The 13,609-nt window shown below is 41.8% G+C and carries 15 protein-coding genes and 1 pseudogene; 11 read left to right on the forward strand and 5 right to left on the reverse strand.

The features are described 5' to 3' along the window. Positions 1-43 precede the first annotated feature (43 nt). From B3143_RS05830 to trpB, 5 genes are all read left to right on the forward strand, one after another. On the forward strand, positions 44-349 hold the full coding sequence (locus B3143_RS05830; RefSeq protein WP_004783715.1) for a YcgL domain-containing protein: 306 nt from the start codon (positions 44-46) through the stop codon (positions 347-349). Positions 350-370: 21 nt separating this feature from the next. Further along, entirely contained in the window at positions 371-754 is a 384-nt protein-coding gene (locus tag B3143_RS05835; RefSeq protein ID WP_004783714.1) for a hypothetical protein, read from the forward strand. 21 nt (positions 755-775) lie between these two features. Further along, positions 776-1,627 (forward strand): AAA family ATPase, encoded by an 852-nt coding sequence (locus B3143_RS05840; protein WP_004783712.1) that lies wholly within the window; start codon positions 776-778, stop codon positions 1,625-1,627. A gap of 13 nt (positions 1,628-1,640) precedes the next feature. Beyond that, on the forward strand, positions 1,641-2,828 hold the full coding sequence (locus tag B3143_RS05845; RefSeq protein WP_004783711.1) for a vWA domain-containing protein: 1,188 nt from the start codon (positions 1,641-1,643) through the stop codon (positions 2,826-2,828). Positions 2,829-2,935: 107 nt separating this feature from the next. Then, positions 2,936-4,141, forward strand: a complete 1,206-nt coding sequence (gene trpB / locus B3143_RS05850) for a tryptophan synthase subunit beta (RefSeq protein ID WP_004783709.1) — start codon at positions 2,936-2,938, stop codon at positions 4,139-4,141. 141 nt (positions 4,142-4,282) lie between these two features. On the opposite strand, the gene B3143_RS05855 is transcribed toward trpB, so the two are convergent. From B3143_RS05855 to B3143_RS05865, 3 genes are all read right to left on the reverse strand, one after another. Further along, a complete protein-coding gene (locus tag B3143_RS05855; RefSeq protein WP_004783708.1) occupies positions 4,283-4,714 on the reverse strand; it encodes a CBS domain-containing protein in 432 nt (143 codons plus the stop codon). A 100-nt stretch (positions 4,715-4,814) separates the two neighbouring features. Beyond that, positions 4,815-5,189, reverse strand: a complete 375-nt coding sequence (locus B3143_RS05860) for a DUF2750 domain-containing protein (RefSeq protein WP_034171083.1) — start codon at positions 5,187-5,189, stop codon at positions 4,815-4,817. A gap of 156 nt (positions 5,190-5,345) precedes the next feature. Next, positions 5,346-5,579, reverse strand: a complete 234-nt coding sequence (locus tag B3143_RS05865; protein WP_034171084.1) for a hypothetical protein — start codon at positions 5,577-5,579, stop codon at positions 5,346-5,348. 220 nt (positions 5,580-5,799) lie between these two features. Between B3143_RS05865 and B3143_RS05870 the strand changes: the two genes are divergently transcribed. Both B3143_RS05870 and B3143_RS05875 read left to right on the forward strand, forming a co-directional pair. Continuing rightward, a complete protein-coding gene (locus B3143_RS05870) occupies positions 5,800-6,162 on the forward strand; it encodes a hypothetical protein (RefSeq protein WP_004783702.1) in 363 nt (120 codons plus the stop codon). Positions 6,163-6,266: 104 nt separating this feature from the next. Further along, complete coding sequence (locus B3143_RS05875; RefSeq protein ID WP_004783701.1) at positions 6,267-6,590, forward strand: hypothetical protein; 324 nt, start codon at positions 6,267-6,269, stop codon at positions 6,588-6,590. Here the strand turns inward: B3143_RS05875 and B3143_RS05880 are convergent. Beyond that, positions 6,514-8,091: a M16 family metallopeptidase gene (locus tag B3143_RS05880; protein WP_171064809.1), complete on the reverse strand. Its 1,578-nt coding sequence runs from the start codon at positions 8,089-8,091 to the stop codon at positions 6,514-6,516. The genes B3143_RS05875 and B3143_RS05880 overlap by 77 nt on opposite strands. 11 nt (positions 8,092-8,102) lie before the next feature. Beyond that, positions 8,103-9,443 carry a M16 family metallopeptidase gene (locus B3143_RS05885; RefSeq protein WP_376745102.1) on the reverse strand — a complete coding sequence of 447 codons (1,341 nt, stop codon included), beginning with the start codon at positions 9,441-9,443 and terminating at the stop codon, positions 8,103-8,105. Between the two features lie 232 nt (positions 9,444-9,675). Between B3143_RS05885 and ftsY the strand changes: the two genes are divergently transcribed. The 4 genes and pseudogenes from ftsY to B3143_RS05905 all read left to right on the forward strand — a co-directional run bounded on the left by ftsY (position 9,676) and on the right by B3143_RS05905 (position 13,286). After that, positions 9,676-10,779, forward strand: coding sequence for a signal recognition particle-docking protein FtsY (gene ftsY / locus B3143_RS05890; RefSeq protein ID WP_004783696.1), 1,104 nt, complete (start codon positions 9,676-9,678; stop codon positions 10,777-10,779). 222 nt (positions 10,780-11,001) lie between these two features. Further along, positions 11,002-11,650: pseudogene (locus B3143_RS05895) on the forward strand (nitroreductase family protein). Positions 11,651-11,832: 182 nt separating this feature from the next. Beyond that, positions 11,833-12,426: a nitroreductase family protein gene (locus B3143_RS05900; RefSeq protein ID WP_004783692.1), complete on the forward strand. Its 594-nt coding sequence runs from the start codon at positions 11,833-11,835 to the stop codon at positions 12,424-12,426. A 194-nt stretch (positions 12,427-12,620) separates the two neighbouring features. After that, positions 12,621-13,286 carry a DUF2057 domain-containing protein gene (locus B3143_RS05905; protein WP_004783689.1) on the forward strand — a complete coding sequence of 222 codons (666 nt, stop codon included), beginning with the start codon at positions 12,621-12,623 and terminating at the stop codon, positions 13,284-13,286. The last annotated feature ends 323 nt before the right edge of the window (positions 13,287-13,609 follow it).

Below are 13,609 nucleotides of genomic sequence, written 5' to 3' on the forward strand. Positions count from 1 at the left end.
GATGTATCCTTGCGATTGTTTTTTCAGAAAAGTCGTTTGAAACATGCAAGTGTCTATCTACAAATCTAGCAAAAAAGATGAAATGTATCTTTATGTGGCGCGTCCTGCAGATGAGAACGAAGCCGAAACATTTGAACCACTAGAGGTATTGGCTGAACCGGTACGTGTTGCGTTTGGTCGTGCGACTTTTGTCATGCATCTTGAACTGAGTGAATCGCGTAAACTAGCACGTGCTAATGTTTTACATGTGATGGATTCAATTTCTACCCGTGGTTTCTTCCTGCAAATGCCTCCAGAAGGTTTAATTAACCCGAATGCGCCAGCACCAGAAGGTCTTCGTGGAGCTTAAGCTCAGTTCAGGAGTTGTGAAATGAATGGTTTTGTAGCTGTATTGGACTCAATTCCTGACCAGAGTATTGCGTTTGCAGTGTATCTGCTGGGCAGTCTGATTGCGTTAGGCTGCTGGTATGGCGTGACCAAGCGCATACCAAAGGCAATGGGCGGTTTTTTATGGCTATTGGCCTTTGCCGTGCTGTTGACTCCAACCGTTTCTGAAGGCAGTAATGCTTCAGTTGCACCTGCTATTTTCGGGCTGCTATTTGGTATTCTGACCAAGGAATATGAACTCGTTTGGATTAATGCGTCACTTATTTTATTTGTCATTGGTATCGGGTCTGTGATTGGCTATTGCTGGTCGACCTATGCATCCAGTAAAACGGGTCTTGGGTCAAACAAGAAAAGTTCACCGCTGTAAATAGAAAAATAAGGTTCAATCATGTCTGCTGATATTCAACAATTCTCAGGTACGGATCAGTACATTGCCACTGACAGTTTAAAACTGGCTGTGAAAGCTGCGCGTAGTTTGCAAAAACCCTTGCTGGTCAAAGGTGAGCCGGGTACAGGTAAAACCCTGTTGGCTGAACAGGTGGCACAAAGTCTGGGACTGAAGCTGATTACCTGGCATATCAAGTCAACGACCAAGGCACAGCAGGGCCTGTATGAATATGATGCGGTATCACGCTTGCGTGACAGCCAGTTAGGTGATGATCGTGTCTATGACATCAAGAACTACATCAAGCCGGGTAAACTCTGGGAAGCGTTTACCAGTGAAGAACGCTGTGTATTGCTGATTGATGAGATTGATAAAGCAGACATCGAGTTCCCAAATGACTTGTTGCATGAACTCGACAAGATGTCTTTCTTCGTTTATGAAACGGGTGAAACCATTACTGCGACCCAGCGTCCGATTGTCATCATCACTTCAAATAACGAGAAAGAACTTCCAGATGCATTCTTGCGCCGTTGTTTCTTCCACTATATCGAGTTTCCGGATGAAGCGACCATGCGTGAAATTATCGATGTACATTTTGAGAATATTTCGGCAACACTGGTGAATGAAGCTTTGCAAGTTTTCTTCAAGTTACGCCAGATTCCAGGCTTGAAAAAACCACCTTCAACTTCAGAACTGATCGACTGGCTAAGCCTACTCATGGCAGATGATATGCCGGAAGACATTTTAAGAAATAACGACAAGTCCAAAGCGATCCCGCCTTTGTACGGCGCGCTGATCAAAAATGAGCAGGATGTACAGCTGCTTGAACGTCTAGCCTTTATGTCGCGTCGCTAAGGGAGAAACACGCATGTTTGTGCGATTGTTTTATACCCTCAGAAAATATGGCGTACCAGTTTCCACCCGTGAGCTGATTGATCTGAATCAGGCGGTGGCGGCAGGCGTGGTTTTTGCTGATCAGGACGAGTTCTATCAGCTTGCTAAAACTGTGATGGTCAAAGACGAGCGCTACTTCGACAAATTCGATCTTGCCATGAAAGACTACTTTGATGGTATCGCGACCTTTGATCTGGATGAATTGCTGAATCAGGTACATAAACTGCCCAAAGACTGGTTTGATCTGGAACTTATCGAGAAGCACTTGACTCCTGAACAGCGTGAAGAACTGAAAAAAGCCGGGTCGCTGGAAGAACTGATGAAAATGCTGGAAGAGCGCTTGCGTGAACAGCATAAAAAACATCAGGGCGGGAATAAGATGATTGGTACTGGTGGCACATCGCCATTTGGTGCCTATGGTGATCATCCTGAAGGTGTGCGCATTGGCGGGCCGGGGCGTAAACGTTCCGCCGTCAAAGTCTGGGAACAGCGTCAATACCGTAATCTGGATGATGATCAGATTCTTGGTAGTCGTCAGATGCAGATGGCACTGCGCCGTTTGCGTAAGTTCGCCCGTCAGGGTGCGGCTGAAGAGCTGGATATTGATAGCACTATTCGTGAAACCGCCAAACAGGGGATTCTGGATGTTCAGCTGGTACCAGAGCGACGTAACCGCATTAAAGTTTTAATGCTGTTTGATATCGGCGGATCGATGGATGCGCATATCGCTCAGTGTGAAAAACTGTTTAGCGCAGCCAAGACCGAATTTAAGACTCTGGAATATTTCTATTTCCATAACTGTCTGTACGACTATGTCTGGAAAGATAATGTCCGTCGTTCCAGCTCGCGCATGAATACCTGGGATCTGTTCAATACCTATGGACGGGATTACCGGGTGATTGTAGTGGGTGATGCCAGCATGGCACCCTATGAGTTGAACTCCGTCGGTGGTTCGGTCGAATATATGAATGATGAGGCAGGACAGGTCTGGTTACAGCGTCTACGTCAACATTTTGATAAAACCGCCTGGCTCAATCCTGAAGAAGAAAAATACTGGCATTACACGCATACTATTGGCCTGATTAAGCAAATCTTTGAAGATCATATGTTTCCAATGACCTTAAAAGGTATTGAGGATATGACCAAATATCTGGCGCGTTGATTCCATTTATCTATAAGTGACTTTATCTATAGTTATTAGTGCTTTAAAACGAATTATTCTAGTATAAAGTCACTTGTTATACCTTATTCCAATATTCAGGAATTATTATGGCTCATCAAATTAATGGTATTGCGTTGCCCAACGAAGAGGGTTTCTTTGGTCAATATGGTGGTCAGTTCATTCCACCAGAGCTAAAACAGGCCATGGATGACATCAATGTTGCCTATCAGGAAATCCGTCAAACTGAAGAATTCCAGAATGAATTAAAAGACCTGTTTGCCAATTATGTCGGCCGTCCTAGTCCTTTGTTTCATGCTAAACGCCTTTCTGACCAGTTAGGTGGGGCACAGATTTATCTGAAGCGTGAAGACCTGAATCATACCGGTGCACATAAAATCAATCACTGCCTGGGTGAAGCACTGCTGGCGAAATATATGGGTAAAACCAAAGTCATTGCAGAAACCGGTGCAGGTCAGCATGGTGTGGCATTAGCCACTGCATGTGCCTTGGTGGGTATTCCATGTGAAATTCATATGGGCCAAGTGGATATCGAAAAAGAACATCCAAATGTCGTTAAGATGAAAATCTTGGGTGCTAAGCTGATTTCTGTGACTCGTGGTACAGCAACCCTTAAAGATGCAGTCGACAGTGCTTTTGAAGAATACTTGAAAGATCCGAAAAACTATATCTATGCGATTGGTTCGGTGGTAGGACCGCATCCATTCCCAATGATGGTGCGTGATTTCCAGTCCATTATTGGCGATGAAATCAAGGTTCAAACCAATGAACGCTTCGGTGCAAACCCAGACTATGTGGTGGCATGTGTGGGTGGTGGTTCAAATGCCATGGGTGCATTCACGGCATTCCTGAATGATCCAGAAGTGAAACTGGTAGGGGTAGAACCTGCTGGTCATGGCCTAAATACTGATAAGCATTCCGCAACGCTGACTTTGGGTAAACCAAGCCAGTTGCATGGTATGGCCTGCTATGTGCTTGAAGATGAGCAGGGTGAACCTTTACCTGTGCATTCGATTGCTTCTGGCCTGGATTATCCAGGCGTAGGGCCACAGCACAGCCTGCTTAAAGATCTGGGTCGTGTGGAATACACTACGGCAACAGATCAGGAGTGTCTGGATGCCTTTATGACCCTGTCACGCGTTGAGGGAATTGTGCCAGCATTAGAAAGTTCACATGCAGTGGCTTGGGCAATTCGTGAAGCGGGTAAACTGCCTAAAGAGACTAAGATTGTAGTGAATCTTTCAGGTCGTGGTGATAAAGACTCTGATTATGTCGCAGAGAAACTCGGTCTTTAATTTGATTTATAGTCATAATCAAAAAAAATCCCAGTCTTAAGACTGGGATTTTTTATATCTGATCTGGTTTTGATATTGCATTGTTATTTGTTTGTAATGACATTTTGGAATTTAATTCACGTATTGAAATAAGAAAGAATTTTAGCCTGAAATATATTGTTGTAACTGATCAATCAGTTTACGTTGATCTTCCATTGCAGCTTTGACCAAGTCACCAATCGAAATCAGACCAATCAGTTTGTCATTTTCAACTACAGGTAAGTGACGTAAATGGCGGTCAGTCATTAATGCTAAGCAGTCTTCAACAGAAGTTGCAGAAGTCACGGTTATGACTTTAGGTGTCATAATTTCATTGACTGTGGTATCAAAAGAGGTTCTTTGCATCAATGCGATTTTACGGGTGTAATCACGCTCTGACAAAATGCCGACCACACTGTCTTCGTGGGTAACGACCAGCGCCCCAATTCCTTTTTCTGCCATCAGGGTAATTGCTTCTAAAACTGTAGAGTCTGGACGGATGGTATAAACTGCCTGATGTACTTTATCACCGAGCACTTGTGCTACGTTGGTCATTCTATTGAGTCCTTTTTATCTAATTGTTATTAGTCCTAGAGTATGTATCCAACTGAACATCTCTAGGTGTCTATTTTATGTCTTTATAAATAACATGTTTTTAGGCGAAGTGCAGTCTTTGTTGTGAAAAAAACAGGTGGCGCATCTGTGGAATTGATAATTTTAGTTTAGTGCCATTACCGCTACATAAAGTAGGTGTCACGGCTAATCGGGACAGTGTAGGTAATAAGTTGTTTTCAAAATCTTCGGGGTTGATTCTACGTGGTACATAACCTGGCCAATGTTCCTTGGCATAATTTTTGGCATCCAGAGAATTAAGCCAGAATGGAAAAATATAATCTTCCTGATCGCGCATCATCGCCCAACCCTGATGATAGACGCCCCACAAAACGCCACAATACATCATGGATTTGAGGATGGTGAGCCTCAAAAGAAAGTTTTTACATATCGGGTCGTATTGAATAATTTTTCGCATTGTCGTTAAAATAAAGTGCTATTAGAGTTCAGCTCTATTCTAGAAAGTTCCAGTGAAATTACTGTTTCAGCTTTGCAAGCAATCGTAATAAATTATGTCTTAATTGCAGTATTTCGAAAGAATGGCATAAAAAAACGTCACCGAGGTGACGTTTCTTCAAGCTTGCATGGTGGCCATGTTCTGCCAGTATTGTGCTTTGAGTGAATCTCGTTCTACACGAAAACCCTGATAATACAGTTCAGCTAAAAAGAGTGCTGCTTTACCGTGACCGGCGCGCGCTGCATCTTCTAATTGTTTTACTGCATCGACAAAGTTCATTTGCGATTGAATGGTATTCACTGCATCTGCATACAGATGTTCCAAATCATGTTGAGAGATATTCTGCATAATATAAAAACTCCTTAATTTTAATTATGATTTCGGATAGACTTTTAAGTCTAAATACAAATATAACTTAGTATTATTAAACTAATATTACAAAATAATGGAAAAGTCAACTATATCAGCTTTCCTGTTTACTTAATTTATAGTTTGTACGATCAAACTATACACAATTGGAAGTTTGGTTGGTATAGATTTTAACAATAGAACAAAAGAAAAGGAGAACAATATGATGCAAAGAACTCTTGAAGGGCTCAGTTTTGATATACCCCCAACAGCCAGTCAGATTACAGAATTGGCGCATGTACACCGTAAAAAACTAGATGAGGCAATTTATGACAAATATACCCATCTAGGTGATTACAGTCTGGCTCAACGTAAAGAAGTTTATGATTTTACCCGCGCTCTGGACGAAACCCAGCGTGCAGAGTTTTATAGTCACTATAATGATGAATTGGTCCGAATTGCAGATGAGGATCGACTGCATCCACCTGAAGCCGAAGCCGGCTTAAGCAAGTTTGCAATTTTGCTGGTTTTAGGTCTGGTGGCAATGGTCATTGCCTGGAGTGTGTACGAATTGTTGAAATCCTAACCGATTTATAGTCATATCAAAATGTATATTTATACTGGTCATTCAATCTTTGACTTGAACTTCATGGGACCCAGCCATACACTAGCTTCAACTTGAGGTAGTGTATGGCTATAGATAGCAAAAAATTAAGCGATTTTCTGAATAAAATTAAGCTTGAACAAATTTATAATGCGGTTGTTATTTTTATTGTGGCATTAATTTTATGTCTGGCTACATTTGCCATTTATCGTCCACTGACGACTTCCCAATTTAATTTACTTCAGGAACTTGCAGAACAGCAGAGCTTACCTCAAACCCAGGATATGGCTCAGACTTTGCTGCAACAGCAACGCATCCATCGCGGTCAATATCTTAAATTGATGCAGGCGTATCAGCAGGAATCTCTACGGACTCGTCAGCTTCCGCCGGTTTCTGTGGATATGCCTTAGGTATTGAAATCATATTAGGTAGTGGTGTAGAAGGATCTAACAGGTTCTGTTCCAATCGTAGTTTTAATGCTTCTTTATCCAATTCTTGACTCACCACGACCAGTGTTAAACGTTCTGGATGCAGATGTTTGCGTACGGCATTTTGCACATCTGCAGCGGTAATTTTGGCTAAACGTTCTGGATAGCGTGAAAGATAGTCGGCTTGCTCTGCATAAAAGCCCATTGTGCCTAACTGGGCATTGATTGTGGCATTGCTGCTGTAATTATTTGGAAATGCTCTTAACATCCCGGCCTTGGTTTCTTCCAGGCGCTTAGTATCAATCGGCTGATTTACAAAGTTGATAAAAGCCTGATGTGCGACCTGAATGCTATCCAGTAACTGATCTTGTCTAGTCGAATAACGGAAGCTAAATATACCAGGTGCCTGACTAAAGCTAAATGTACTATAAGCACCATAGGTATAGCCGCGTTTTATTCTTAATTCCTGCATCAATACTGCATTAAATCCGCCACCACCAAACATGCGATTGGCCACTTCCAGAGCAAGCCGATCTTCAGTAAAACGGTTTGGTCCTAAGTGGCCGAAGGTCACATGCGCTTGGGATGAGTTATAAGGCAAATGCACGATATCAAAACCCGATTTTTCTTCAGGTTCAGCTAATGCAACAGCTTTCTGTCCTTGAGGCAAATTGCCTGCAATTCGTTCAGAAAGTTCCAGTGCCTGTTTAGAACTGAGTTTGCCGGTAATGGCAATATTCATGTTTTGTGCTACCAGAAACTGGTCGCGGAATTTTTTCAGTAAATCAGCCGTAATTTTTTTGGTACTGCCAATGGTACCGGTAATGGGTTCGGCATAAGGATGCTGGCCATACAATGCCCGATAAAACCGGATATCCATCAGTTTACTTGGATTTTCCTGAAGCTGTTTTTGTCCTACTTGAGTATTACTGAGTGCTAACTGAATACTCGAAGGCTTGAATGTGGCATTTTTGAGAACATCCATCATCATGGCCAAAGCAGGTTCCATTTTTTTGGGATCTGATAAAGTTCTAAGGCGAACGACAAACATATCGCGATAAGCCTGCACGCTAAATTGTGCGCCTGTGACATCAAAGACTGAAGCCACCTGTGCAGCCGTATATTTATCTGTTCCTTCGCGCATCAGTTTGGCTGCTGTGCTGGATAAACCAAATAGACCTTTAGCAATTTCCTGATCTCGTGCTGATCCGGCATTAAAGGTCAGTTGAATATCGACCATCGGCAGATCTCGGGTTTCAACAAATAGAGTGCGAACTTTGTAACGATTATTCAGGTCATGGATAAAAGGTGCCTGAAATGTCTGCTTTTGATTAATGTTTTTTAAGCTTTGCAGGAGAGGGATCGCTTGTAACTGACTGGGATTATCATTCAAATCAGGTTGGGTATCTAAATAATTTTCTGCCCAAAGGTTTGAACTGAGGCTTAAGCTGGTTAAAAGGATAAGAGAGCGAACTTTAGACATTGTAATAACCATTATTGATCTTTCTGTTCAGGCAAAAGGTAGAGCGTACTTAAATTTTCACGGACAAAATAGGCATTAGCAACCCGCTGAATGTCCTCTGCACGGACACTGTCATAATGCTGAGGCAGTTCATCCATCAGGCGGTAACTCAATCCGTTTACTTCAAGGTTTCCAATCATTTTGGCCTGTCCGCTTAGACTGTCCTGACTATAAATCAGATTTGAAATAAAGCGTGTGCTGATCCGTGCCAGTTCATACTCAGAAATAGTTTCAGTTTTTAGTAAATCAATTTCTTTCTGGATGGCTGTTTGTGCTTCTGTCAGATTTACACCTGGAGCCGGAAGTGCGGAAATACCAAACAGGCTATCTCCACGGTTATAAGGATCATAAGACACACTTACAGAAGTAAGCACTTTGCGGTCGCGGACCAGACGATCCTGCAAACGAGAAGAAATTCCGCTATCTAGCAGGCTGCGGATAATGGTTAGGGCGTAGGCATCTTGAGGATTCTTGGCGGTAGCTAGAGATTTCACATTCCAGGTCATATACAGATTAGGCACCTGAACATTGCTCTCAATTTCCATATGACGATAGCCTAAGCGCTCAAACTCGAGTACATCATTACGTGAGGGTGTGGGACGCGCCGGAATATCACCGAAATATTTCTGTACCTGAACGAGAGCTTCTTGCACAGCTAAATCACCGACAATCACCAGAATGGCATTATTCGGGCTATACCAGTCTCGATACCATTTTTTAACATCACTCAGCTGAATATTATTAAGCGTTTTCATGTGACCAATCACGGGCTGACGATAGTGACTGGTGGGATAACTGATCCATCTAAATCGTTCAAATGCCTGGGCACGCGGATTATCATCAGTACGCTGACGCCGTTCTTCCATTACCACTTTAATTTCCGGATCAAAATCTTGCTGGCGTAACAAGAGGTTGTTCATGCGGTCAGATTCGAGTTCAAGCGCCATCGGAAAATAGGCTTTAGGATAGAGCTGATAATAGTTCGTATAATTGGTAAATGTTGCGGCATTAATACTGCCGCCATAAATCCGGCTCAGGCGGGTAAATTCATCATTGGGAACTTTGTTCGTGCCTTTAAACATCATATGTTCCAAAGCATGAGAGACACCGAGAATATTGCCGGACTCATCACTACTGCCGACTTTATACCAGATCTGTGTCATCACCATCGGAGAGCGATGATCTTCCCGGATAATGACTTTTAAGCCATTACCTAAATAGGTTTCGATGGTGGTGCGGGATAATTCACTCTGGGTTGCGGCATGTACGGGGCTAAAACCAAAACTCAGGATGAGTGCTGCGACTGGAGAAATCCGCTGTTTGATGATTCTGGATAAGGAGGAGATAGCAAAAAAAGATATGGACACAAAGTCTTCCAATGAATAGATATTTGTATTTAGGATTATTTTTCAGAAATCTTGTATTGAAAGCAACCAAACACTGTTATTTTTTGGTTGTTTATTCATGGATTGGATTTCCCGCTCAAAACACTGCAAGTTATGCTAGAATTCAATTTTTTAACGCAATGCTTTTCAAGGATTCGGTATGCAACAGCAATCTAATGGGCAAAACAAATTTTTGATTGATGCTGATATCGGAGATGATGATGTCACATTACCGAGTTTACCTGCGGTTAATGTGCCGATTTTAGAAACACCAAGCGCAACTGCTGAAGTTTCTGCACCTGTGGCGACGGAAGCTCAGGAAGAAGAACCTGCTACAAAAGGCGGTTTCTTTAGCCGTATGAAAGAGGGTTTAACCAAAACCCGTAAAAATCTTGCCGATGGGATGGTCAATATCCTGATTGGTGGCAAAGAAATTGACGATGAATTATTAGAAGAAGTTGAAGAACAGCTTTTGGTTGCAGACATCGGTGTTGATGCGACTAAAACGATTATTGCCAATTTGACTGAACGTACCGCACGTGGTGACCTAATTTATTCTCACTCGCTGTATAAAGCGCTTCAGGAAGAACTGGTGGCTCTGCTGGCTCCGCGTGTAAAACCACTGCAGATCGATCCAAACAAAAATCCGTATGTGATTCTGGTGGTGGGTGTAAATGGTGTAGGTAAAACCACGACCATTGGTAAACTGGCAAAACGTCTGCAAGGCGAAGGTAAAAAAGTCATGCTGGCTGCGGGTGATACTTTCCGTGCTGCTGCAACTGAGCAGTTACAGATCTGGGGTGAACGCAACAATATCGCCGTAGTAGCACAAGGTCATGGTGCTGACTCCGCTTCAGTCATTTTTGATGCTTTCGAAAGTGCGCGTGCCAAAGGTGTGGATGTTTTAATTGCGGATACTGCAGGCCGTTTGCATAACAAAGGTCACCTGATGCAGGAATTGACCAAAGTTAAACGTGTCATGCAGAAGATTGATGCGACTGCGCCACATGAAGTGATGCTGGTGGTGGATGCCGGTACAGGGCAGAATGCCATTAATCAAGTTGAAATGTTTGATGAAGCAGTAGGTTTAACGGGTTTAACCATTACCAAGCTGGATGGTACCGCCAAAGGTGGCGTGCTGTTTAATATTGCCAGCCGTACGCATGTACCGATTCGCTTTATCGGTGTAGGTGAGAAAATTGATGACTTACGTCCATTCTCAGCAAAATCATTCGTTGCGGCATTGTTTGAAACTGAAAAATAATTAATGCGACTTGCATCACATACACTCCGCTAAATGCGGAGTTTGTTGTTTTAAAGGGCTTAAATGTTCTAAAAAGCAGCATGAAAAAAACAGCAAATCCTGCCTACCTGAATAAACCCATTATAATTGTATGGGATTTGCCTGGTGATTGAAGTTCAGGCTATATGTAGAGGGTAGAAAATGGCATTACTCAATAAAATTGGGTAGGTATTAACAACTGACCTGACTAAGGATTTTAAATTTCCTAAAAACAGTAAAGCAATTGAACATTTAGAATTCACTTTTGTTGAGAAATTAAAAAAGTTCCGTGGGACTTATCAGCTAGGTAAGCGTGTGCATTATAGTCAGGCTTATCTGACCGAGCTGATTCAGGAAGCAGTGCATAGCTGTTCTTCAGCCTATAATTCACAAAGTGCACGCATTATCGTGTTATTTGCCGATTCACATCATCAATTCTGGAGCATTGTGAAAGATGTTCAACGCCAGCATGTGCCGGCATCGGTCTATGAAGGGATTAGAATCAAACTGGATCAATGTGAAAATGCCTATGGCACGATTTTATTCTATGAAGATCAGAATGCTATTCAGCAATTACAGAAAAAGATTCCATTTAGTGCCGATGATTTTCCACTGTGGTCAGAGCAGACTTCCGGCATGGTACAGTTTGCTGCGTGGACTGCGCTGGCTGATTCCGGTCTGAGGGGCTTCTTTGCAACATTATAATGCATAGATCAATCACCCTGTAGCTAAGCATTTTAAAATTGATGAAAGCTGGTTGCTACGTGCTCAGCTCTGTTTCGGTTCAATTGAAGAAGCAATAGAAGATAAAATTGAGTTTGTAAATTCAGACAGCTTCCAGGTATTTAGCTAAGACCGGCGATTTTTGAAATTAGCATGCGCTAAGGTGATTGATACAAAGGATCAACCTTAACATCTCTGAGAATGTTCTATAAATAAAACACATTGTTATCAAAATAAGACTGTTTTAGGCAGTGAAAATGCTTAGGATGATCTTATCCGTTTTTAATAATCAGAATAGAACGAGGTGAGATCATGGCATTTCTAGATCATATTAAAAAACGCCGTAGTATTTATGCCATTGGGAAAAATGTCAGCCTGGATCAGGCAGAAATTGAGCACATCATTAAAGAGGCGGTGAAACATAGTCCATCATCTTTTAACTCGCAATCTTCACGCGTAGTGATTTTGTTTGGTCAATCACATGATACTTTCTGGCATATTGTGCGTGAAACTTTACGCGACCTGGTGTCAGCAGATGCTTTTGAGGCTACCAATAGCAAAATAGATGGTTTTGCGGCAGGTTATGGAACTGCACTGTTTTATGAAGACCAGAATGTCATTAAAGGAATGCAAGAAAAATTTGCGCTATATGCAGATAATTTCCCGATCTGGTCAGAGCATGCCAGCGGTATCGCTCAGTTTGCAACCTGGACAGCTTTGGCTGAACATAATATTGGTGCATCACTACAGCACTACAATCCGATCATTGATGAAGAAGTGGCGCAAACTTTCAGTATTCCATCGAACTGGAAGCTTCGTGCTCAATTGGTATTTGGTTCAATCGAAGCCCCTCCAGGTGAAAAAACCTTTATGGATGATGCAGAACGATTTAAGACCTTTGCATAATCGATTTAGAGATGAGAAAGAAGTACTGTTAAGTACTTCTTTTTTATGTGTGATATAGCAGAAATCAGAAGATAGATAGTCTGATAAATGCTGAGTAAAGTGCTGTAGAGGCAAAGCATTTGTCATAGAATTGTCATTTGTACACGGCATATTGCAATGAAAATTTTATATATTAACCAGAATGAGTGAGTGACATGGATTTACGTATTACAGCAGCTGTAGTTGCATTATTGGGCAGCACATCAGCTTTTTCAGCCGTGACATTAACCGTACCTGAAGAAATCAAGATGATTGCAGTGAATGATCAGGAAGTACGTTCAGGTCTATTACGCTCAGATCAAACTTATAAACTGGATGCGGGTACGAATGCGATTAGTGTCCGTTATACTGAATTTTTCCAGCACAATGATAATTCTCATGACATTTTAAAATCTGGCGTAATAACTGTAAAAACTCCAGAACTTAAAGATGGTGAAGCTTATAAATTGGGTTTAATTAACGCGCCTAAAAATTTTGATGAAGCGAAAAAATATAAAGATCAGCCAATTATTGGTTTATATGATGCAAAAAATCAGCTTCTGGTTCAGCAGGCAGGAGCAAAAGATGCAGCGAAACCATTACTAGGGCAAAGTATTTTAGGAAAATCTGTGGATTTGACAACGAATAAAGTTGTAACTCCAACAAATCAGCCGGCAGCGGTCTACACTCAAACTGCAAGCACATCGAATGTGGCTACTGCAAACGTTCGGGAAAATGCATCAGTTGGTCAGCTTGATCAGCAATTAATTCAGTTGTGGAAACAGGCATCTAAAGCTGAACGACAAAAATTTATGAATTGGCTTGGCGAGCAGGCAAATTAAAATTTATTGTTCAATATTAAAAGGGATCGTACTCATACCATCCCTTTTAATAAAAACTAAACCAGTAGAAATTCACATTTGCTTAAACTTTTAGGCCAAAAATGACTGGAAAAAAGCATTAAAACTCCTAAAAATAGCAATTCAGATTAAAAAATAAACGTACGATGCGCTTTTTTGAATATTTTTAAGAAAAGCTCTTGCACTGGTTCTGAAACTGTATAGAATACGCAGCACACCAACGCAATGCATGAAACAAAACGTTAAGTGGTTGGGTTGGAGCTTAAAACTGACGAGGTTTTAAGTAAGATCATTAAGAGATTATG

Origin of the sequence: Acinetobacter sp. UBA1496 (genome assembly GCF_002324975.1) — a bacterium.
Classification (GTDB): domain Bacteria; phylum Pseudomonadota; class Gammaproteobacteria; order Pseudomonadales; family Moraxellaceae; genus Acinetobacter; species Acinetobacter variabilis.